Annotated in this window: 26 protein-coding genes and 1 pseudogene; 4 read left to right on the top strand and 23 right to left on the bottom strand. The window is 36.8% G+C overall.

What is annotated here, in order from left to right; translation table 11 throughout:
- From ACINWC743_RS23855 to tkt, 15 genes and pseudogenes are all read right to left on the bottom strand, one after another.
- A pseudogene (locus ACINWC743_RS23855) lies at positions 1–703 on the bottom strand (transposase); the annotation flags it as partial.
- 48 nt (positions 704–751) lie between these two features.
- Positions 752–967, bottom strand: a complete 216-nt coding sequence (locus tag ACINWC743_RS09015; RefSeq protein WP_009585194.1) for a hypothetical protein — start codon at positions 965–967, stop codon at positions 752–754.
- A 151-nt stretch (positions 968–1,118) separates the two neighbouring features.
- Positions 1,119–1,859, bottom strand: coding sequence for a DUF4882 family protein (locus ACINWC743_RS09010; RefSeq protein WP_009585153.1), 741 nt, complete (start codon positions 1,857–1,859; stop codon positions 1,119–1,121).
- Positions 1,860–1,972: 113 nt separating this feature from the next.
- A complete protein-coding gene (locus ACINWC743_RS09005) occupies positions 1,973–2,587 on the bottom strand; it encodes a lysozyme (protein ID WP_009585173.1) in 615 nt (204 codons plus the stop codon).
- Positions 2,580–2,792: a hypothetical protein gene (locus ACINWC743_RS09000; protein ID WP_009585187.1), complete on the bottom strand. Its 213-nt coding sequence runs from the start codon at positions 2,790–2,792 to the stop codon at positions 2,580–2,582. The genes ACINWC743_RS09005 and ACINWC743_RS09000 overlap by 8 nt, the downstream gene beginning before the upstream one ends.
- A complete protein-coding gene (locus tag ACINWC743_RS23850; RefSeq protein ID WP_009585155.1) occupies positions 2,785–2,925 on the bottom strand; it encodes a hypothetical protein in 141 nt (46 codons plus the stop codon). Before ACINWC743_RS23850 ends, ACINWC743_RS09000 begins: the two co-directional genes overlap by 8 nt.
- 25 nt (positions 2,926–2,950) lie before the next feature.
- Positions 2,951–3,076: a hypothetical protein gene (locus ACINWC743_RS25080; protein ID WP_264753069.1), complete on the bottom strand. Its 126-nt coding sequence runs from the start codon at positions 3,074–3,076 to the stop codon at positions 2,951–2,953.
- On the bottom strand, positions 3,076–3,468 hold the full coding sequence (locus ACINWC743_RS08995) for a terminase small subunit (RefSeq protein WP_009585166.1): 393 nt from the start codon (positions 3,466–3,468) through the stop codon (positions 3,076–3,078). Before ACINWC743_RS08995 ends, ACINWC743_RS25080 begins: the two co-directional genes overlap by 1 nt.
- Positions 3,469–3,927: 459 nt before the next feature.
- On the bottom strand, positions 3,928–4,374 hold the full coding sequence (locus tag ACINWC743_RS08990; protein ID WP_227510941.1) for a hypothetical protein: 447 nt from the start codon (positions 4,372–4,374) through the stop codon (positions 3,928–3,930).
- Positions 4,375–4,953: 579 nt separating this feature from the next.
- Positions 4,954–5,358, bottom strand: coding sequence for a type II toxin-antitoxin system HicB family antitoxin (locus ACINWC743_RS08985; RefSeq protein ID WP_009585162.1), 405 nt, complete (start codon positions 5,356–5,358; stop codon positions 4,954–4,956).
- Positions 5,359–5,400: 42 nt separating this feature from the next.
- Positions 5,401–5,583, bottom strand: a complete 183-nt coding sequence (locus ACINWC743_RS08980; protein ID WP_004831652.1) for a type II toxin-antitoxin system HicA family toxin — start codon at positions 5,581–5,583, stop codon at positions 5,401–5,403.
- 368 nt (positions 5,584–5,951) lie between these two features.
- Positions 5,952–6,854: an IS481 family transposase gene (locus ACINWC743_RS08975; protein WP_009585157.1), complete on the bottom strand. Its 903-nt coding sequence runs from the start codon at positions 6,852–6,854 to the stop codon at positions 5,952–5,954.
- Positions 6,820–7,284, bottom strand: coding sequence for a tyrosine-type recombinase/integrase (locus tag ACINWC743_RS23535; RefSeq protein ID WP_151776137.1), 465 nt, complete (start codon positions 7,282–7,284; stop codon positions 6,820–6,822). The genes ACINWC743_RS08975 and ACINWC743_RS23535 overlap by 35 nt, the downstream gene beginning before the upstream one ends.
- Positions 7,285–7,717: 433 nt before the next feature.
- The gene (locus ACINWC743_RS08965; protein ID WP_004824308.1) at positions 7,718–7,933 is read right to left on the bottom strand and encodes a hypothetical protein; all 216 of its coding nucleotides are present in this window, start codon (positions 7,931–7,933) and stop codon (positions 7,718–7,720) included.
- A gap of 184 nt (positions 7,934–8,117) precedes the next feature.
- Positions 8,118–10,106: a transketolase gene (gene tkt / locus ACINWC743_RS08960; protein WP_009585179.1), complete on the bottom strand. Its 1,989-nt coding sequence runs from the start codon at positions 10,104–10,106 to the stop codon at positions 8,118–8,120.
- 521 nt (positions 10,107–10,627) lie between these two features.
- On the opposite strand from tkt, the gene metK reads away from it, so the two are divergent.
- A complete protein-coding gene (gene metK / locus ACINWC743_RS08955; RefSeq protein WP_004824311.1) occupies positions 10,628–11,794 on the top strand; it encodes a methionine adenosyltransferase in 1,167 nt (388 codons plus the stop codon).
- Positions 11,795–11,987: 193 nt separating this feature from the next.
- Here the strand turns inward: metK and ACINWC743_RS08950 are convergent, their stop codons facing one another.
- Positions 11,988–12,239 (bottom strand): hypothetical protein, encoded by a 252-nt coding sequence (locus ACINWC743_RS08950; protein ID WP_004824312.1) that lies wholly within the window; start codon positions 12,237–12,239, stop codon positions 11,988–11,990.
- A 310-nt stretch (positions 12,240–12,549) separates the two neighbouring features.
- Between ACINWC743_RS08950 and ACINWC743_RS08945 the strand changes: the two genes are divergently transcribed.
- The gene (locus ACINWC743_RS08945) at positions 12,550–12,738 is read left to right on the top strand and encodes a hypothetical protein (RefSeq protein ID WP_009585170.1); all 189 of its coding nucleotides are present in this window, start codon (positions 12,550–12,552) and stop codon (positions 12,736–12,738) included.
- Here the strand turns inward: ACINWC743_RS08945 and ACINWC743_RS08940 are convergent.
- From ACINWC743_RS08940 to ACINWC743_RS08930, 3 genes are all read right to left on the bottom strand, one after another.
- Entirely contained in the window at positions 12,732–13,364 is a 633-nt protein-coding gene (locus ACINWC743_RS08940) for a LysE family transporter (RefSeq protein ID WP_009585183.1), read from the bottom strand. The genes ACINWC743_RS08945 and ACINWC743_RS08940 overlap by 7 nt on opposite strands.
- 304 nt (positions 13,365–13,668) lie before the next feature.
- A complete protein-coding gene (locus ACINWC743_RS08935; RefSeq protein ID WP_004824315.1) occupies positions 13,669–14,238 on the bottom strand; it encodes an FxsA family protein in 570 nt (189 codons plus the stop codon).
- 140 nt (positions 14,239–14,378) lie between these two features.
- Positions 14,379–14,711 (bottom strand): hypothetical protein, encoded by a 333-nt coding sequence (locus ACINWC743_RS08930; protein ID WP_009585193.1) that lies wholly within the window; start codon positions 14,709–14,711, stop codon positions 14,379–14,381.
- Positions 14,712–14,820: 109 nt separating this feature from the next.
- Here ACINWC743_RS08930 and ruvC point away from each other — a divergent pair, with 109 nt between their 5' ends.
- Complete coding sequence (ruvC, locus tag ACINWC743_RS08925) at positions 14,821–15,366, top strand: crossover junction endodeoxyribonuclease RuvC (protein WP_004824318.1); 546 nt, start codon at positions 14,821–14,823, stop codon at positions 15,364–15,366.
- A gap of 174 nt (positions 15,367–15,540) precedes the next feature.
- Here ruvC and ACINWC743_RS08920 read toward each other — a convergent pair whose 3' ends face one another.
- The 4 genes from ACINWC743_RS08920 to ACINWC743_RS08905 are packed head-to-tail and all read right to left on the bottom strand — an operon-like array spanning position 15,541 to position 18,562.
- Positions 15,541–15,882 carry a hypothetical protein gene (locus ACINWC743_RS08920; RefSeq protein ID WP_005032140.1) on the bottom strand — a complete coding sequence of 114 codons (342 nt, stop codon included), beginning with the start codon at positions 15,880–15,882 and terminating at the stop codon, positions 15,541–15,543.
- A 1-nt stretch (position 15,883) separates the two neighbouring features.
- Positions 15,884–16,765, bottom strand: coding sequence for a hypothetical protein (locus tag ACINWC743_RS08915; protein WP_228129104.1), 882 nt, complete (start codon positions 16,763–16,765; stop codon positions 15,884–15,886).
- A 40-nt stretch (positions 16,766–16,805) separates the two neighbouring features.
- Positions 16,806–17,078: an acylphosphatase gene (locus tag ACINWC743_RS08910; protein WP_004824321.1), complete on the bottom strand. Its 273-nt coding sequence runs from the start codon at positions 17,076–17,078 to the stop codon at positions 16,806–16,808.
- An 8-nt stretch (positions 17,079–17,086) separates the two neighbouring features.
- Positions 17,087–18,562 carry a bifunctional ADP-dependent NAD(P)H-hydrate dehydratase/NAD(P)H-hydrate epimerase gene (locus ACINWC743_RS08905; RefSeq protein WP_009585176.1) on the bottom strand — a complete coding sequence of 492 codons (1,476 nt, stop codon included), beginning with the start codon at positions 18,560–18,562 and terminating at the stop codon, positions 17,087–17,089.
- Positions 18,563–18,606: 44 nt separating this feature from the next.
- Between ACINWC743_RS08905 and queG the strand changes: the two genes are divergently transcribed.
- Positions 18,607–19,707 (top strand): tRNA epoxyqueuosine(34) reductase QueG, encoded by a 1,101-nt coding sequence (gene queG / locus ACINWC743_RS08900; protein WP_009585158.1) that lies wholly within the window; start codon positions 18,607–18,609, stop codon positions 19,705–19,707.
- Positions 19,708–19,974 lie beyond the last annotated feature (267 nt).

Below are 19,974 nucleotides of genomic sequence, written 5' to 3'. Positions count from 1 at the left end.
CGGTTATAATCATCAATAACATTGTGGATTCGGTAACTGCGACCATCACTCAGTTGGTCATGCATAAAGTCCATTGACCACGATTCATTTGGTGCTGATGAAACTGTAAGCGGTTCAGGTTTTATTCGCTGAATGCGTTTGTTGGGTTTAATTCGTAGGTGAAGCTCAAGCTCCTTATAAATTCGATAAACACGTTTATGGTTCCATGAGTAGCCTTTGACATTACGTAGGTACAAGAAGCAAAGCTGAAAGCCCCAAGTCTTATTCTCATTGGTAAGCTTCAGTAGCCAGTCTGCAATCATCTTATTTTGCTCATCTAATTGAGCTTTATAACGATAACAGGTTTGACTAAGTTGAAAGATGAAGCAAGCTTTACTCACTGAAATCTTGAATTGTTTAACGGCTCGCTGAGCAAGAGATTTACGTTGTACAGGCTTTATAACTTCTTTGACAGTGCATCCTGAAGAATATCTGCTTTAAGGCGTTCGTCAGCATACATACGTTTCAGACGAGCATTTTCAGCTTCTAATTCTTTAAGTCGTGTCATCATTGAAATATCCATACCTCCATATTTCGCTTTCCATTTATAAAATGTAGCGGAACTCATACCATGTTCACGGCATAAGTTAGGCACAGGTGTTCCTGATTCAGCTTGTTTTAAAATACTCATGATTAAGCTATCTGAATATTTAGATGTTTTCATAAAAAATCTCCTTTACAGGATTATTCGATTTTCTACTTTTGAGTTCAATTATTTTGAGGGGGGATTACCACATGACTTTTTCCAATCCGCAACAAACTCAGATATAACCTTTTGTTGCCCTAGCATCGTTACATAAACAGGCTTAGATAGCGCATCTGCAATCATATCCTCTAATAACTGAACTTGATGCTCCTCTAATCCATCCTTTGTTGAATCAAATACTTTCTTTAAATCAACACCACCTTGGCGCATTTGAATAATCATGTCCGCGGTTTCTTCAACGATTTTGCATTCATCTGCTTGATTTGCATAAGTGGAAGAGCTTAAGAATAAGAGTAAAATTATTTTGAATTTTATCTTAAAACCTAATAAAAAAACTAACTCCCACTTAGAGAGTTAGTAAAAGGGTGTTTCGTTAAATAGTATTGCCACAGATATCTTTTGTGCCTGTTGGATAGGTTTGGGTCATTTTTGTGGCGTCTGTGACCAGTTCGATCGAAATTTCCTTGCCAATGTTTGGAGATGATGAATTAAACCCATTTAAAGATGCTGTATATCCAAATTTATACCCTGTAGCTATTTGAGAATAATTATATACATAGCCTTGATTCACTCCATTTAGAATATATCCTACCTGTTTTGAATCTTGGTTAACATAAATACCAAGTGTTTGATAACCAGAAGTAGTTACTTGAGGTGAAAAAATTATTGCATTTTTACTATTACTATCATTCAAACTAAATACATTCATCATTGAATCATTTAGATACATCATGACAATACCTTGGGTATTATTCCCTCCATTTACACCAGTACCCATAATTGGGAAAAAAGTTAAACCTTCTCCGCTCTGTAGATTATATGTAGGAATTTTAATTTTAAATTCATAAGCAAATAATCCATTTACTGGTGGAGTGATTAGTGCCAGACTTTGCTGAGTAAATGAATTATTATCTACAGCAACATATTTAGGTGTTTGTCCATTTGTTGGTGATATTAAAAAGGAACTTTTTTGGTTATTTCTTATTGGGAAAACTTTTGTTCCAGGTTGATTTGCATCCAAAGTAGCCTGTGTCACATCCAAATTATAAGTACAAGCACTCCATCCACTCACACTCATCAACCCTGTTAGCATTGCTATTGTTAACTTTTTCATTTTAATTTCCTTTTAATTGTGAAGCTAAACTATAGAATAAAAAATAAGCAATAGAGGAAAAATCCGATGAAAATGAGTTTTTCAAATTGATGTAGATTTAATGTAGCCCTCAATCAGAGGGCTTTTAAAAACAACTCTTTTTCCTTTTTACGACGATTTACCAAGCCTTGAATCTTCTTGCCGTTGTCAAACACCCAACGATCAAATTGATCGGCAGCTTTTTGATAAGCGCTTTGATTTAGTAAATTTAATAAAGTGCTTTTTACAAATGCTGTTTCACCAATGTTATAGACAAGAGAAGCAAGCGCATCAAACTGGTTTTGAGTTGTTGGCACTTTTACATATTTATCTAAACAAGCATCAACCCATTTGCAATCGTTTTTAAGCCACATCTCAGCTTGTGCTTGTGTACACGTATCGCCTTTTGAAACTCGTGCACCATTGGGATATTTAATTGTACCGTAGCCAATCGTCCAGACTCCCCCAGTGTCCAAATACGCTTTAGACTGAAAGCTTTCAAACTCACGAATGATTTGAAATCCGTTTTCTGAAATATCACGCTGTCTAGAAGTACCAATATTAAATCCAATGACTTTAGCAAAGGGAGGCAAGCCATTCATTGCGATAATTGCATCGCCCGCATCGACCTGTTCTTGAGTCAATTTACCGCCTGACATTGCTCTTAACCAAGAATAGACTTGAGCAATTTGTTGTGATTGGTCATTCATTGCCTTTCTCCTTCATGGCTTTGTCAGAATTGCCAAAGTAGAAGCCAAATACAGTTGTTCCCCATCCTATAATCGCACCGAGCACAATATTGAATAAATCACGGTTACGGTCTGGAATATCTATAAAAAATAGCCCTACAATTGATAAGACCACCATTGCCAAGGCTACAAAAGCAATAATAGTTTTAGTTAGTTCTTTATTCATCTTCATAATCCTTGGCATTACGTTTACTCAATACAGCGATATCTGTATCAAGACGAATTAATTTTGATTCAACGATTGCAATACGCTGATTTGCATCAGATATACGTTGTTGAGTTGCTGTAAGACTTTGCATTGTCCACGTGCCAAGGGGCTTGAACTTAAGGGGTACTTTCTTCTTCATCATTTTCAAATACCACCCTTATGCTTAAATCAATTGGACCACCATCAGCACCAGTATGCTCATGCTTAACTTTGTCGCTTAACATGCCTAAATGCTTCATCATCAATTCATTTGCTTTGAGTGCGCCAGTATGTTCAACTTATATGCCGCAGCATACTCATCATCACCACTACAAATAAAAACAGGCATGCCATCTTTATCTAAAATCTGCTCGGTCTGCATGCACCACTCAGCAATAGACTTTAGATTTTTAAGAATGTAAAAAGCATCAATACCAAGCTCTTTAATATGCTGTGACTTCAAGAAATCAATCCTTTCTTGCACTTCAGGTCGACTAAATACAACCCATCCATACTGACGAGCTGACTTCTCACTAAACTTCGCTCTAATCGCTGATTTAGTGATATTTAGATCAATCAAATACTCATGACAAAACAATTCATGTTGCTTGTTTTTAAGTGGCTCACTCCCTTTCGGAAGCTCGATATCTTCCATAAAGGAATCTCCTCATTGATTTACTTCAATTCAAAACTTATAATTCTTAATGCAGGAGCAAGGACTTCCCGATGGTTGTATTTATACTTCACAGGGTTTCTGCCGTTGGGTTTAATAGCATTTGCTAACCTGTTGCCAGAACCTGTAACCAGCCAGTGGGCAACCGAAAGAACGAAGGACGCCACCCCAAAAGAATCACGTTAACAGTGAAGTCTTTATTAAAAGCCCTTAATTGGGCTTTTATTTTTTTGCAATCCATTTTCTAAATTACTAAATTGGACTAAAATCCACTTACACCACATAGTCTATCTATAGGTACGGGTACGTTTCGGACGTTCAGCAAACGCAGGCACTTAGTGCTGAGAGTTAGGCAACCGTTTTGATTAGGCTATGTGGTTTTCTTTTTTTCTTTACTTTCTTCACCCAATAAAAAACCTCCCGGAGGAGGTTTTACTTATGTTACCAAGGGCAGCTTTCTTTTCCACCATTAGCAACATTTTCATATTTCGGAAAACTACGTTTCCACATTCCGGTTGCTGCCACCAATTCCACTTTAATACTGTTTGAGTCTGAGATTTTTGATAAATCTACATCTAATCCATATTTTTTCGTTTTTGGTGCTGAACCAAAATAAATAGAATATTTGATATGGTTGCTATCTTTGGTTTTATCAAACCCTTGATCAACCCCAACTCGCGCATGATTTAAGTATATTTTTGAATGGTCTAAGTTGTAGTAGCATTTCTTAAAAAATTCATCAAAACTACTCTCAACCGTACCCAATTCCTTATCAACAATGAATTGATATCTAGTATTGCTTTTTTCCTGAAGTTCTTGTGAGCTCTTAGGCATACCTACACATGCTGTCAGAGTAAAAATAAATGAGATAATGATGATTAATTTCATATTTTTAGTTAACTATGGAGATTATTGTTAATAAAACTATCATTGACGATATGTAGTATTCAACCCCAATCAATATTCTTCACATACTCATTAATCCGCTTCACCCTCATCTCACACTGATTCTTAAACGTCCACGTTTAATTGAGATGATTAAGTGAGAGTAAGCGCGCTTTATCTTGTTCAAGTAGTTTCAGGTTCTTTTATGCTTCAACTCTATTCATCCCACTCTCCTCTAGGCATTAAAAACCCCCTCTGAAGGGGCTTGATCTGAATTCATTATTTAACTGGTTAATAAAATAATTTCACGACATATGGCTTTGTGATCATGAAAAACATAATTAGAAAGAATAAAAATAGCATTTCTTTGTGTTTTTCTTTTTGCTTTGCTTTAATAAATCATTGCCACAACGACCACACTTAAGGGCTTCAAGAATATTTCTAGTTCCACATTTATGACAATTTATTTGGCTTAATCCGACCTATTTGATTTTTATATTTTATAAAAAAATGCACAAAAAATATAAGCTCAAATATCCAAGCAACAAAAAAGCCCACATTTCTGTGAGCTTCAATGAAAGATTACGCTCTAAGCATTTTTTCAGCACCAGCGGCTAAGAATGCAGAACGTGATTTAAATTGTCTGTCTTTGCCTACCTTGTCATCAATCAAGCGGATTAACCGACTTGGTAGAGTCACATTGATTTTTTCAGCCTTACCTAAATAACGGCTTACATCAACATCAACAACAGCCCAAATAAAGCCTTTAAAGTCATCATCATTTAAATATTTACTTACCTCAGAGGCTAAAGGAATTTCCTCACCATCTTCGGCTAATATTTCTAAATGACCTGCAATTGCATCTTTCACATTAGTCAATGCCTCTTCAAAAGTATCACCTGCTGAGAAGCATCCTTTGATGTCTGGAACAATCACACCATAGGCTTCAACATCTGAGCCTTTTTCTACTGCAATTGGATATAACATACTCACCTCTTTATAGAGAAAATCAAGTCTGGGTGAAGCGGGTCATTCTAGACCCGCTTGCTTCAAGATGCTTTTCACAGTGCCTTTTGGTAAATCCTTTTTGGGATGAGGTACTGTAACTAGTCCCTCTTTGGTAGGATGTTTGAAGTGATGGTGACTACCTCTAACTCTTACCTCATACCAACCATCTGCTTCGATGATCTTGATCAATTCCAGACTTTTCATTTTAACTCCATCTGTCTTGATGAGTTAATAATAACCCTAGAGTTATATAATATCAATAACCCTAGAGTCATTTTTTAAAAATGAATTGAATTTTTTCACATATTTGCCTCACAAATGTTCAGACAAAAAATGTCCACTAGATGGGTCTAGTGGGCATGTAAATCTTAAATTCTGTAGCCAATGTGTTTTATGCATAGTTTTCAACTATAAGTAATAGTTCACACTTCTCATTTAAACGCAAGCTTTTTTTCAATTTTAGTTTTTTATCATGTCCTTCAATATAAAACTCGCCTGCATACAACATTCCGTTTATTGAACTACGGCTTAATTTCGTTGTGAATACTAGTACCTCCACTGACACCAAGATTTTAGCATAACTTTTCTTTTAATCGCTCATAGGGTCTTTTGCCATTCATGGCTGCATGAGGTCGGGCATAATTGTAAAATGCCTCCCATTCAGCCAGCTTGGCTTTTAAATCCACATCATCGGTGTAGTCTAATAGCTGGTAGAACTCCATTTTATCCGTCTTATGAGATCGTTCGACCTTACCGTTATGTTTAGGTGTTCGGGGTTTAATATAGCGATGATGAACGGCAAGATCATTCAGATGCCAATGGAATTTAGACTGAAACTCATGACCGTTGTCAGTCTGAATGGTATGAATACGGAAAGGAAATTTGTCGATCACATAATTGACGAAATCAATAGCATTGGCTTGATTATGTTTCTCATAAATCTTTAATGCCCTAATTCTAGTTGCATCATCAATAGCGGTATATTGATATCGTTTGACTTGTTTTCCATTTTGATCTTTAAAAAATAGAAACTTTACATCAACTTGAACATGATGCCCTGGTACTTGTTTTTCATAACGTTGAGGAATAGGAATAGAACGTTTACGCTGATTTTGGGGTAATCGATTCATACCATGCCGTTTTAAAACATGGTATACCCCAGCTGCTGAAATCTTAATTTGGTGATAACGCCATAAATACCAACTGATCCGTAGTTGTCCAAAATGATAGTGTTGACGTAAATAAATAATCTTATCTTCAATCTCAGCAGGCGTGCGTAGCTTAGGGTTATGTGGACATGGCTTACTGTTGACTAATCCTATCTCTCCTTTGGATTTATAATTCTTCTTCCAACGATAAAAAGTATCTCGTGAAATACCAAAATATCGACAGGTCAATGCAACATTGCCATTTTGTTCAGCATGAGCAAACACTTTTAATTTATGGGCAATTTCCCGTTGGGCTTTTGTACTCAAAATTCAAACTCCTATGACACGAGGTAAAATGTACCAAAATGTCAGTAGAAGTCTCAATTTTCACAAGCAATCTAACGAATCTTTTAGTTATGTAAACTCTATCCCAAGTCATTTCACAAATTTCAGACTGACGCATCCCTGTCTCTAAAGCAAATAAGAAAATATTACTAACCTCACCATCCAATCCTCCCATCATTATTCCAATTTCCTCATCCGAAATAACACGTTCACGATGGTTAGAATCACTAGGAAATTTAACATCATCTAAGGGGCTTGTACTTAACCAAAGTTTTACATCAAAACAACAAGAAAAAAAACCTGCCAACACAATAAGCTGTCTTCGAACTGTTGCACCCTTTACTTTAGTAAGTCTATCTTCTCTCCATGCAATTAACATTTCTTTTGAGAGTTTTACCAGTGGGATATGCAATCCATATCTTTTAAAATAAAATTGATTTTTCCTATTTCTTGTCTTGACCCTTTCTTCTTAACCGATATTTCGTCTCGGTACAGTTTAAGGGCATCTTCAAAAATAATGTGATTAAATATCTGAGCCTTTTCATTTCTCAATTTTACTTCTAATTCTTGCGCTCAAAATTTCGCATCACGCAACGTTTCGAAGGTTTTGCTTTTCGGTGGATGCGGTTTAATTCTTACTGTAGCAGTGACACGATTATTTCGTTTTTGAAAAGTAGCCATTGTCTAACCTTGTTGCACTTTTGTTGCACCATATTTTTAAATTCCTTTAATTCTAAGTGCAACCCATTAAAAAATACACTCTAAATTATTAATTTTATTGTAATCATTAATTCATAATTTTATCAAATTTCAAATAAAAAAGCCCCTTTCGGGGCTTTTTAGTCTTAAAGCTTTTCAACCAAGACACGATCAACCTGTTTTAAGCCAGAGTGCTTTTCATGGTTTTTGCGTCGAATCTTGATGATTTTGTCTTCTTGAAAGTCCTGTAATAGCAACTCTACTGCAACCATGGATTCAAGTGGTAAATCCTGCCCAATCCACTTTTGCTCACCCGCATCCATCAAAGTGATTTCATCACTAATCTGTTCATAAAGGCTCATATTTTCCTCACTTATGGTATATGTATCACCATATTTCATGAATACAGAATAAATGGCACAACTATATACCTTTTGCTAAAAACTGCTACTAAAATTTGCTGAATTTACCGACAACATTAAAAAACTATCTACAAAATAAAAACGCCCACTTTGGGGCGTTCATATCGCTTTAAAAAGCTGAATATTAAGCAGTTAACTCATTTACAGCAGCAACCACAGCTTCTGTAGTGATCCCAAAGAATTGGAACAAGTCTTTTGCAGGAGCAGACTCACCATAAGTTGTCATACCAATAACTTTGCCATCTAAACCGACAAACTTCCACCAGTAATCCACATGACCTGCTTCAACAGCAACACGCGCACGGATGTTTGATGGCAATACTGCTTCACGGTACGCAGCATCTTGTTTAACAAACTCTTCTGCACATGGCATAGATACCACACGTACACCTTCAAGTTGTGCATGTGCTTCCATCGCCAATGAAACTTCTGAACCTGTTGCAATAATGATTGCTTTTAATTCACCTTTTTCTTCAGCCAATACATAACCACCTTTTGCAACATTCTCAATTTGTGTTTGAGTACGTGTTTGGAATGGTAAATTTTGACGAGAGAAGATTAATGCTGTTGGACCTTCTTTACGTGTTAATGCAGATTTCCAAGAAATCGAAGCTTCAACCGTATCACATGGGCGCCATGTATTTAAATTTGGAGTACCACGTAGAGAAGCAATTTGCTCTACTGGTTGGTGTGTAGGACCATCTTCACCTAAACCAATTGAATCATGTGTATAGACATGAATCACACGTTGCTTCATCAAAGCAGACATACGTACTGCATTTCGTGCATATTCCATAAACATCAGGAATGTTGCAACATAAGGAATGAAACCGCCATGTAAGGCAACACCATTGGCAATCGCAGTCATACCGAACTCACGTACACCATAATGTACATAGTTACCTGCAGGATCAGACTCAACACCTTTGGCACCTTTCCACAAGGTTAAGTTTGAACCTGCCAAATCCGCAGAACCACCTAAAATTTCAGGAAGTAAAGGTGCAAACGCTTGAATAGCATTTTGACTCGCTTTACGCGTTGCAATTGTTTCACCTTTGGCATTGACTTCAGCAATATATGCATCTGCTTGTGCCAAGAAATCTGCTGGTAAATCACCTTCTACGCGGCGTTTAAATTCAGCTGCTTCAGTTGGATATTTTGCAGCATAGGCAGCAAAAGTTTCGTTCCAAGTTGCTTCAGTCGCTGAACCTTTCGCTTTCGCATCCCAAGCCGTATAAATATCAGAAGGAATAACAAATGCTTCTTCTTTCCAACCTAATGCTTCACGGGTTAATGTGATTTCATCATTACCTAATGGCGCACCGTGACAATCTTCTTTACCTTGCTTGTTCGGTGAACCTAAACCAATAATGGTTTTACAGATAATCAACGTTGGTTTTGCAATTTCTTCACGTGCTTCAACTGTTGCAGCGCGAATAGCATCAGCATCATGACCATCTACACGAAGAACTTGCCAACCATAAGCTTTAAAACGCTCTTCAGTGTCATCTGAGAACCAGCCTTCTACTTCACCATCAATAGAAATACCGTTGTCATCATAGTAAGCGATCAGTTTTCCAAGCCCTAAAGTTCCAGCAAGTGAACATGCTTCATGGGAGATACCTTCCATTAAACAACCATCACCCAAGAAACAGTAAGTAAAATGGTCTACAACTTTAATGTCATCTTTATTAAATTGCGCAGCTAAAGTTTTTTCAGCCAGTGCAAAACCAACCGCATTGGCTATACCCTGACCCAATGGACCAGTCGTCGTCTCAATACCTGGTGCATAACCTAATTCTGGATGACCTGGAGTTTTAGAATGTAATTGACGGAACTGTTTAATATCTTCAATAGAAAGATCGTAACCGGTTAAATGTAACAGCGCATATTGCAACATTGAACCATGACCATTTGACAATACAAAGCGGTCGCGGTTTGCCCATTGCGGATTTGTTGGATTATGATTTAAAAATTCGCGCCATACGACATCAGCGATATCTGCCATCCCCATTGGTGCACCTGGATGTCCAGAATTGGCTTTTTGCACAGCATCCATAGCCAATACACGAATTGCGTTAGCTATACGACGTTCATTCAACGGGGTTGTCATAGATCAGAGTCCAATAAATAAAAAATATAGGAAGATGAATAGATATTCAAAAACTGTGATGTATTGTCTTAAAAAAAACGATCAGGGTAAAGACTTAAGTCTATATTTATCCCTTTTGGTTGCAAATTAATTAAAAAATAAACGAAATACAGCCGAAACGACATTAAAACTGATCGATAACCGTCATGATTTTGCATCAACCGTTATATAAACTCAAAGCACTACAGTAGATTTTTAAAGTGAGTTTTCATCACGATCACAATGAAAAATGAAGAGAGCTAAGCAAAGTTTAATTTAATCGCAAAACCAATAAATAGCTCAATTAAAACAACTTGTTGTTTTTTAAAAATCGGCAATATGTGCCCAAATCAGGCACCTTTATCAACTTTCCTAATGAACATATCAATTAAAAACACATAAAAATGAATTTTATTCATGATTTTTAATCAGGTAATGCTAGTCCTCAGGCTGAAGTCGATGTAACATATTGCGTCTTTATAAATTACTGTGATAGGACTTTCATGCGCGAGTATGCTGTTTTTACTTCGGAATCTGTGAGCGAAGGCCATCCAGATAAAATGGCTGACCAAATCAGTGACGCTATCTTGGATGCAATCTTAAAAGAAGACCCATATGCACGGGTTGCCTGCGAAACATTAGTAAAAACTGGTGCGGTGATTCTTGCGGGTGAAATCACCACGACAGCAAATGTCGATTTTGAATCGATTGTCCGTCACACGGTCAATGGTATTGGCTACCACCATACAGATCTTGGTTTTGATGGCTCAACATGTGCTGTGATCAACATGATTGGTAAACAATCACCTGAAATTGCGCAAGGTGTTGATCGTCAAAAACCTGAAGATCAGGGTGCAGGCGACCAAGGCTTAATGTTTGGCTATGCGAGCCGTGAAACAGATGTGCTGATGCCAGCACCTATTTCATATGCACACCGCTTAATGGAAAAACAAGCTGAATTACGTCGTAATGGCACATTGCCGTGGTTACGTCCAGATGCCAAAAGCCAAGTTACGTTTGCTTATGAAAATGGTAAGCCTGTTCGTTTAGATGCGGTGGTACTCTCTACTCAACATGATCCTGAAATTTCACAAGCGAATTTAAAAGAAGCAGTGATTGAAGAAATCGTGAAAAAGATCATCCCTGCCGAAATGTTCCATGCTGAAACCAAATTCCATATTAACCCAACTGGTTTATTTGTGATTGGTGGTCCAGTGGGTGACTGTGGTTTAACTGGTCGTAAAATTATTGTCGATACTTATGGCGGTATGGCTCGTCATGGTGGTGGTGCTTTCTCTGGTAAAGATCCATCAAAAGTTGATCGCTCAGCAGCGTATGCTGGTCGTTATGTGGCAAAAAATATTGTTGCAGCAGGACTTGCTGATAAGTGTGAAATCCAAGTGTCTTATGCAATTGGTGTGGCTGAACCAACTTCAATTTCAATCAATACCTTCAATACAGGTAAGGTATCCGATGAATTGATTATTCAATTGGTACGTGAACACTTCGATTTACGCCCTTATGGCATTACCCGTATGCTTGATTTGATTCAGCCAATGTATAAGCAAACTGCTGCTTATGGGCACTTTGGTCGCGAAGGTTCAGACACTGCATTTACATGGGAAAAAACAGATAAAGTTGAAGCGCTTAAAGCATCAGCAAATCTATAATTTCTCAAAAATTCATCGTAAAAAAGCTCGCAGATGCGAGCTTTTTTGTTTGTTAAAGATATGGAAATATATACCTCAAAAAATTCCCTCCTCTCTAGCAGTTTCAATTTAAATTTAATCAAAAAACACTTATCTTCCTTTTATCTCTATTATTTGCATGTACTTCATCTTATTTTGGAAAATAAAAAATCAATTACTGTGAACCAGGCTTAGCATCCTGTTGTAAAACACTCAATATTGAAATTTGTTCAGGCGCTTCAGTATTATGATTTTGAATATATAAATGCCCAACTTTAAAGGTGACAGCCACAATCAAACAAGCCACTAAGCAAAAAGTCCATAAGCCATATGGGCTTTTGATATGCTGAGAGCCACATTTCGGACAAACTTTTTGTGTCGAAGTCACTGTTTCATTACAGCAAGCACAATGATATTGTAAAATCATCTTTGGATCTCCTTCTTGTCGCACTATTATTGTTTTTATTTATTACACTACTATTATATCCATATAAGTAATGTAAAAATTTAACTACATTTTTAGTTTACATGAATAGTAATGTTTGACAAGCAAATTTTGTTTCTATTTATTTGCTTTAAAATTCATAAACTTAGATAAAATTTAGCTTAAAACCCAAAAAACACTCTCAATTCAAACCTATACACCACACACTACCAGTATTCAATATCCTGTATCATGCACATTCTATGTATAATTCCCCCCCCTAGACAAATATTAAATTTTTTTGGAGATTATTTTGGTACAACTGATCAAAAAAGGTGGTTTACGTGAACGCGCCAACCGTAGTCGAAGATACGCTGAGTCCGAAAACAATATCAAAACTTTAGATCCACATCGTTATCAGACCCAAGAACAGCTTGGCGAGAACCCAACAAAACATGTCGATGATGAAAAAACAACTTTTCAAAATAATGAAAATCAATAAAACATTTTAAGTACATCCACCCAAAGGAAGGCTGCAAATAATAAGAAGAAGCTTCCAGAGAGAATATCGATATAGCTTCCAGAACGTTGATAGATTGCTTTTATTTTAGGAACCGACATAATCAACATCAATAGACTAAACACTAGAAATGTCTGAATCGGAATGATCACTGCCAATTGTGGTTTTAAGTTTAATCCTGCACTTGAACTTAACGCCAATGAAAAAACACTACTGAAATAAATCACAATTTTAGGATTAGCTAAATTTGTAAAAAGTCCCAAAAGGAAATAATTTTTAGGTGCATGTTCAATGACCCCATCGAGATTGGTATTTTGTTTAAGTGTGGCAATACCACCCTTTAGCATGGCGTAACCCATTCGAGCCAAAAAGAATCCACCAATCAACATCAACATTTGCTGAATCCAAGGCCAATGTTCTAATAAAACCGTAAAGCCCAATAGCGTTAAAATCACCCAAACCACGACACCTGCAGATATGCCCAATATAATTTTAAGTGTATTGGCACGTGTAGTAGATGCTGAGCTTTTAGCAACCAATAAAACATCTGGTCCTGGACTGAGTTGTGCTACAAAATGTAGTGCACAAATGGTCAATAACATCGACATAATTTAATCTTATCGCTTAGGGCGAGCCAATTATACCGTTTGATCAATCATTTAAAAAATAATCCTACATCTTGAATAGTGATATTGTTTGTTCGCTCAGAAAGTATACCTAAACAATCAAGTACCTAATATTCCGATGTCGATCTCAATCAAAGCTACATCATTCAACCCAACAAAAATCGTCACCCGACATGATCAATATTTTGTTGATCAAACATATTGAATTGAAAACTACAAATTTTAGCGATAAAAAAAGCTGAATCTTTCAACTCAGCTTTCAAATTAAATCATATTTGAGATGGTTTTATTTTTTATTCACATCTTTGAGTTCAATTTGCTTATGTTCTGGTTCAACCTCATGTGCTTCACCATCAATAATTGTGGAATCACGATATTGACCACCAGATTGTTGGTTTTGCATATCCTGCATTTGACGCATTAAATCTGCAAATGGATTTTGCCCTTGCGCATCCCCCATATTACCCATTCCACCCATCATATTATTCATCATGGCTTGCTGCTTTTTCGCCATATATTTCATTCCTGCATTTTTAATTGCATTCTGAACAGGCGGTAAAATCACCAACAAGGCTAAAACATCTGTGATCAAACCAGGAATCATCAACAAAATGCCGGCAAATGCTGTTGCCATTTTTTTAGCAATCGCAGGATCATTTCCCATCATTCCTGTCATTTGCATTTGCTGTAATTGTGGCATGATGGTTGAAGTGCTGGAACGTAATAGATTTAAACCAATCACAAAAGCAATGATAAACCAGAAGAATACGTACCAACCACTAATGAATTGTGCAACGCCAATCCACACAGCAATTTCAAGAATGATACCAATCAAAATAATAGGAAAAAGTTTCATCGAAACAAAGCATCTCAAAGATAAATTAAATTTCAGCTTTGAAAGTCATACATTAAATGCCATGAATTTCATCACTTATATATTTATAAGGGCTTTCCCAAATTTTTAAAGGGTAATTTTGTGTTTAATCTCTAATTTCTTTATTTTTGCCATTCATTAGAGGATGTTTTATAAAATAAATACAGTGCCAATATTGTCCCAATCGGAAATAGAAACACTAAAATCACTGCAATAAATCGCGAAATACGACGCCCTCTTTCTGAACCTTTTTCAGCTTCTAATGAGGCGATAAAATGCAAATACATCATCCAGCCGAAAACGAATACTAATATCAAAAAGGCAATCAATGCATCTAAGTCAAATTTCTGCAATATTCCAAAACCGAGTAAGATAAAACCCAGCAGATAGATCAATGTGATTAAACGATGAATCCAATACACATGCTGGTTTTTAATTTGTACAAAACTCTTCAAGCAAACACTCCTGTTTGTTGTTTGATTATACAGCCAATAAGTTAAAATTTTACTTACAATCGCTGGATAGCATCATATAATCAAAACAAGATTTACGATAAACAGTATTATGCCCTTAATTATTGGAATTGATCCCGGCTCACGTTTAACAGGTTACGGGATTATTGAAAAAGATGGTCAAAAACTTTCTTTTATTGATGCAGGTACGATTCGTACTGAAACAACCGAAATGCCTGAACGTTTAAAACGAATTTTTGCAGGAATCGATCGTATTGTTCAATTCCATGGTCCGACAGAAGCAGCGGTTGAACAAGTGTTTATGGCACAAAACCCAGACTCAGCATTAAAGCTAGGTCAAGCCCGTGGTGCGGCTATTGCAGCCTTGGTCAATTTAGATCTGCAAGTTGCTGAATATACTGCTCGGCAAATTAAACAATCTGTTGTCGGTTATGGTGCTGCAGACAAAGAACAAGTGCAAATGATGGTGATGAAGCTTTTGAATCTTTCAGTGAAGCCTCAACAAGATGCTGCTGATGCGCTTGCAGCCGCAATTTGCCACGCACATGCTTCAGGCAGTATGAGTAAGTTAGCCGTACTGAATGCCTTAGGTGGTATGGCACGAGGACGTAGCCGCAATAGTAGTCGTAGACGCTAATATATTCACACAATCTACAATTTATAAATCAAGGTACAGATGAAGCCTCATCTGTACCTAGCCTGTAAATATACAAAATCAAGTTTTATACGTTCTTAGATCAAGCCAAAATATTTTATCGAATTAGAAAATTTTTAAATAAGAATCCACTTCGCTATATTTCAATCGCCTCAGTTAATTTAAATAAGGCAGTGCATCTTTACGCACCTCTCGAATACTGGGTTGTTTAGAGTACGTTGCAATCAACATCTTTCCTGAGTTTCTCAAATTTTTCTTCTGTTCTGGATCGACTCGAATTAAGACCAATTCTTCTGGAATACGTGGGTTACTACCCTCACGAGAAATAATGAAACTTTGATTTCGTTCAAGAATTTTATAATTCGGAAACTCTTTCTGTAACTTCTCTTTGAAGCTCAGTGTTTTATCTTCTTTTTTACGACTATCCATCTGCGTGTATATAATCAACACAATACATGCTGCAAAAACAATTCCAACAATTAAATACTTCTCTAACATTTTATTTCACTCGAATATATTTTTGCTGTTTCTCATTGTAGTGATAAACATGGGTTTCATTTATAGGGATAATTTTAGCACGATCTGCGATATAAATTCGTTGGGTACCTGTATAGGCAATTTCAATATCATATAAACCATCATGTACGGTGCTTAGGAATTGATAATCACCTTGGGTATTATAAATTTGCTCACTCCCTGAGACTTCATTGTCATTGCCAATTTCTGCAACAATTAACTTTTTAATATACGGTTTTTCATCAAAAGGAACGATATATAAAGTGGTGCTTGAGTAACCTTGACGACTAAATTCTTGTTCTTCCACATAGGCTTTGATTTGTGGTCCCACTTTACGAATATTTTTTACAATATCTGAGGTCGGATATGGCAAATAATTAAAATCAGCATTCATCCAACTGTTTTCATCCTGACTTTGGCTGATCAGTTCAAATTGTGAAGAAGCATTTTTCTTAAAGATGTAAACTCGGGTAAAAGTCGCACATGCCCCACAAAAATTAAGCTCATGGTTATTTTTATCTACTGAAACTTCAGTCGTTGTGAACACATAACGTAATTCATTTTGTGCATTTCGATAGGTACGAGCGGGACTAAACACCACCACCGCATCATCACTATTTAAAGCATTGGTATATTCTGCATTTTTAATGCCGATATAGGAAATATTTTGCTGATCCAATTGATCAATCTTTGTAGTTTGAAGCTGTTTTTGATAAAAAGTATTGATCACTGTTTTAAAGTCTAAATCTTTTAGAATAGTTTTAGCATGATGATTTTCAGCCATTTTTTCATTTGTTTGCGCAACAACACTACTGTGAATACTACACATCAAAAAGCAACTGAATAAAAATATTTTAGTGATCATTTTAATATATCTACAAGTATTTTTATGCCAAATGGCTGATTTAACGAATCATTTCAAAATCAGTAAAATCTAAATCATGATTGATTTTGTACTGTTCAATACTGGTGACCTCAGCCCTTAACGGTCCGACATAACAATGACGAATTAAACGTAAAATTGCTTGCTCATCTCCAACGACAACCGCTTCAACCTCACCAGATACTAAGTTTTTGACATAACCTTTGAGTTCTAACTGTAGTGCTTCTTTCTCAAACCAGCGACGATAGCCAACACCTTGTACATTACCATATATCAACAGTTTAACCGCATACATTGTCTATTTTACTCCTGACACGAATTAATCACACGGTACACAGCATGTGCCATATGTTGTGCCTGTAAACCACGAATACCTTGTTGTGCAAGATAATCACCAGCCTGTGCATGTAAAGTGACAATATCATGTAATTGCACATTTTCGGCAAATTGAGCCTTTAAACTGGCAATCATTCCTGCCAAAACATCTCCCATTCCGCCAGTGCCCATACCAGGATTGCCTGCAGTACAAATCCACAGCTTATCTTCGAGAATTAAGCTGCCTGCTCCTTTCAATACCCACTTGCCTGAGTATTTCTTTTTTAGCCTGTGGATGGCAGCTATACGATCAGACTCAATCTCAGCAATGGAGCAATCGAGTAGTTTCGCTGCCTCTCCGGGATGTGGTGTCAGATAAGTGTTTGGACTGAGTTGGGTGTTTTGCGTTGCCAAAAACCATAAAGCATCTGCATCAAAAACCACCTGTAAATGTGTACTTGCACAGATGGGTTTAAACCATTTTACAAATTGTTGTTCAGCCCAATCATCTCGACCTAAGCCCATACCAAAACTCACTGCATCCACATGATTGATTAGAGATTGAATCTCATCTTCGGTAAGCACATTAATATCTTTGACCATAATATTAGGGGATCGCGCCAAAATAGCCGTATGATGTTTTTGGTGACAGACAATACTCACTTTTCCAGCACCCGCACAAAATGCAGACTCAGCAGCTAGGATCACTGCTCCACCCATATCTGCATGACCACCAACGACCAATACATGCCCATAGCTGCCCTTATGTCCAAAGGCTTGACGTTGTGGCAATTGAATTTTTTGAGGTGCTAATTGTGCTACTGCTTTTAGTGCTGAGTCAGTTGGAATCAGAGAAATCGTTTCAATTTGTCCAGAATATTCTTTACCCTGCCCTGTAAATAGTCCAGCTTTAAGCCCCAAAATAGTAAATGTATAATCTACTTTGACCGCAATAGGTTGTGGTTGACCTGTATTGGCATTTAAACCACTTGGTAGGTCGACAGCAATTTTAATCCCTGTTTGCGTATTAAAATTTTGAATGATGGTTTGCCATGCTTGATCTAAATCACGATTTAAACCAATACCAAACAAGGCATCGATATGACAATCAAAAGACGCTTGAAGATCAAAATCCGAATGAATTTTTAATTGATTTTGTTCAGCCAGTTGAATGGCTTGCTTCAAGTCAGTCGATGCACCAATCTCTGCGGCAAATATTTCTACCGCATAGCCACTTTGCTTTAAATAACTAGCAATACAGTAACCATCGCCTGCATTATTTCCATGACCACACCAAACTGCGATCGTTTTAACTTTGGGGTAGTTATTTTGAAAGAGTTGAAGCAAATGCTGAGCAATCGACCATGCTGCCTGTTGCATTAAACCAAAAGCACTATTTTGTTGACTAAACCATCGACGTTCCCATGCTTGAATTTCATGGCTATGATAAACTTCAGCTTGCATGTATTTATCCTTTTATTTTCACTCTTTTCAGCACATTGATCACTATGTCAGCAACATCAACCACTTCATCAATTTCTTTGCAACAGCTTGATCCTCAAGAATTAAAAGCTTGGATCAAACAACAGGCTTTGCAACTGGGCTTTGCTGATTGTGTCATTGCACGTCCTGATGCTCAAGCTGAATTACCAAGATTTAAAGAATATTTAAAGCGTGGTTATCATGGTGACATGAAGTTTTTAGAGGAAAATCTAGAAAAACGAGCTGATCCTACCTTATTGGTTCCAGGCACAAAAAGTATCATCTGTGTGCGAATGAATTATTTGGTCGAAACACCTAAACCACGCTATGTTCCTGATGAGCCTAATTTGGCCATCATCGCACGTTATGCTCGTGGGCGTGATTATCATAAAATTATGCGTGGGCGTTTAAAAACTTTAGCCACAATCATTAAAGATAAAGTGGGTGAATTTGAATCACGCCCATTTGCAGATTCCGCGCCTGTTTTTGAAAAATCACTTGCCGAAAATGCAGGAATGGGTTGGACAGGCAAACATACCCTACTCATTCATAAAAAATCAGGTTCCTTTTTTGTGTTAGGTGAGCTTTTTACTTCACTGGATTTACCATTTGATGAACCAGCAACATCACATTGTGGTTCATGTACTGCCTGCATTGACATCTGTCCAACTCAAGCCATTGTCGAACCGTATATGCTTGATGCACGTAAATGCATCGCATATTTAACCATTGAATATAAAGGAGTCATCCCTGAAGACTTGAGACGTGGTATAGGAAATCGTGTATTTGGCTGTGATGATTGCCAACTGATTTGTCCGTGGAATAGTTTTGCTAAAACTGCATCCATCACAGATTTTAACCCCCGACATGGTTTGGACCAAATGAGTTTATTAGACCTCTGGCACTGGGATGAACAGACATTTCTAAGTTGCACTGAAGGTAGCCCACTTCGCCGCACAGGCTATCAAAGTTTTATGCGAAATATCGCAATAGGTTTAGGCAATGCACCATATTCAAGCGAAATTATTCAAGCTTTGACCCAACATCGCACATCGCATGATGAAGTTGTGCAAGTCCATATTGACTGGGCTATTGCAGAGCAACTGAATAAAAAATCTTCATTATAAATATATTCTTGATCTATCAAACGACTGACTTTTAATGTTCAGATCTTTGCAAAGTTATTATTTTTTTTAATTTTTAATGACTAAAACCCGGAATTTTTAAAATCTTAAAAATAAAATTTAGTAAGTAAATTTCAAGAAATCTGGTTAACTTTGCGACTATATTTATAATTTTAGTTTTCTATATGATTGAACTTTTCAATCGTAAGTTACCATCATATTTGGACATTTTTGCCCTATGGAATTGGCATGAATTATGTATTATATACA

Source organism: Acinetobacter sp. WC-743 (assembly GCF_000335555.1).
In the GTDB taxonomy this organism is placed as follows: domain Bacteria; phylum Pseudomonadota; class Gammaproteobacteria; order Pseudomonadales; family Moraxellaceae; genus Acinetobacter; species Acinetobacter bereziniae.
The sequence above is the reverse complement of the archived record's forward strand: the minus strand, read 5'-3'. Positions and strand labels throughout refer to the sequence as shown.

Bases quoted from the DNA above. Each gene is read 5' to 3' on its own strand.
- ACINWC743_RS09015 (WP_009585194.1), bottom strand. From the start codon at position 967: ATGATTATTCAAATGCGCCAAGGTGGTGTTGATTTAAAGAAAGTATTT.
- ACINWC743_RS09010 (WP_009585153.1), bottom strand. From the start codon at position 1,859: ATGAAAAAGTTAACAATAGCAATGCTAACAGGGTTGATGAGTGTGAGT.
- ACINWC743_RS09005 (WP_009585173.1), bottom strand. From the start codon at position 2,587: ATGAATGACCAATCACAACAAATTGCTCAAGTCTATTCTTGGTTAAGA.
- ACINWC743_RS09000 (WP_009585187.1), bottom strand. From the start codon at position 2,792: ATGAATAAAGAACTAACTAAAACTATTATTGCTTTTGTAGCCTTGGCA.
- ACINWC743_RS23850 (WP_009585155.1), bottom strand. From the start codon at position 2,925: ATGCAAAGTCTTACAGCAACTCAACAACGTATATCTGATGCAAATCAG.
- ACINWC743_RS25080 (WP_264753069.1), bottom strand. From the start codon at position 3,076: ATGATGAAGCATTTAGGCATGTTAAGCGACAAAGTTAAGCATGAGCAT.
- ACINWC743_RS08995 (WP_009585166.1), bottom strand. From the start codon at position 3,468: ATGGAAGATATCGAGCTTCCGAAAGGGAGTGAGCCACTTAAAAACAAG.
- ACINWC743_RS08990 (WP_227510941.1), bottom strand. From the start codon at position 4,374: ATGAAATTAATCATCATTATCTCATTTATTTTTACTCTGACAGCATGT.
- ACINWC743_RS08985 (WP_009585162.1), bottom strand. From the start codon at position 5,358: ATGTTATATCCAATTGCAGTAGAAAAAGGCTCAGATGTTGAAGCCTAT.
- ACINWC743_RS08980 (WP_004831652.1), bottom strand. From the start codon at position 5,583: ATGAAAAGTCTGGAATTGATCAAGATCATCGAAGCAGATGGTTGGTAT.
- ACINWC743_RS08965 (WP_004824308.1), bottom strand. From the start codon at position 7,933: ATGAGCCTTTATGAACAGATTAGTGATGAAATCACTTTGATGGATGCG.
- tkt (WP_009585179.1), bottom strand. From the start codon at position 10,106: ATGACAACCCCGTTGAATGAACGTCGTATAGCTAACGCAATTCGTGTA.
- metK (WP_004824311.1), top strand. From the start codon at position 10,628: ATGCGCGAGTATGCTGTTTTTACTTCGGAATCTGTGAGCGAAGGCCAT.
- ACINWC743_RS08950 (WP_004824312.1), bottom strand. From the start codon at position 12,239: ATGATTTTACAATATCATTGTGCTTGCTGTAATGAAACAGTGACTTCG.
- ACINWC743_RS08940 (WP_009585183.1), bottom strand. From the start codon at position 13,364: ATGTCGATGTTATTGACCATTTGTGCACTACATTTTGTAGCACAACTC.
- ACINWC743_RS08935 (WP_004824315.1), bottom strand. From the start codon at position 14,238: ATGAAACTTTTTCCTATTATTTTGATTGGTATCATTCTTGAAATTGCT.
- ruvC (WP_004824318.1), top strand. From the start codon at position 14,821: ATGCCCTTAATTATTGGAATTGATCCCGGCTCACGTTTAACAGGTTAC.
- ACINWC743_RS08920 (WP_005032140.1), bottom strand. From the start codon at position 15,882: ATGTTAGAGAAGTATTTAATTGTTGGAATTGTTTTTGCAGCATGTATT.
- ACINWC743_RS08915 (WP_228129104.1), bottom strand. From the start codon at position 16,765: ATGATCACTAAAATATTTTTATTCAGTTGCTTTTTGATGTGTAGTATT.
- ACINWC743_RS08910 (WP_004824321.1), bottom strand. From the start codon at position 17,078: ATGTATGCGGTTAAACTGTTGATATATGGTAATGTACAAGGTGTTGGC.
- ACINWC743_RS08905 (WP_009585176.1), bottom strand. From the start codon at position 18,562: ATGCAAGCTGAAGTTTATCATAGCCATGAAATTCAAGCATGGGAACGT.
- queG (WP_009585158.1), top strand. From the start codon at position 18,607: ATGTCAGCAACATCAACCACTTCATCAATTTCTTTGCAACAGCTTGAT.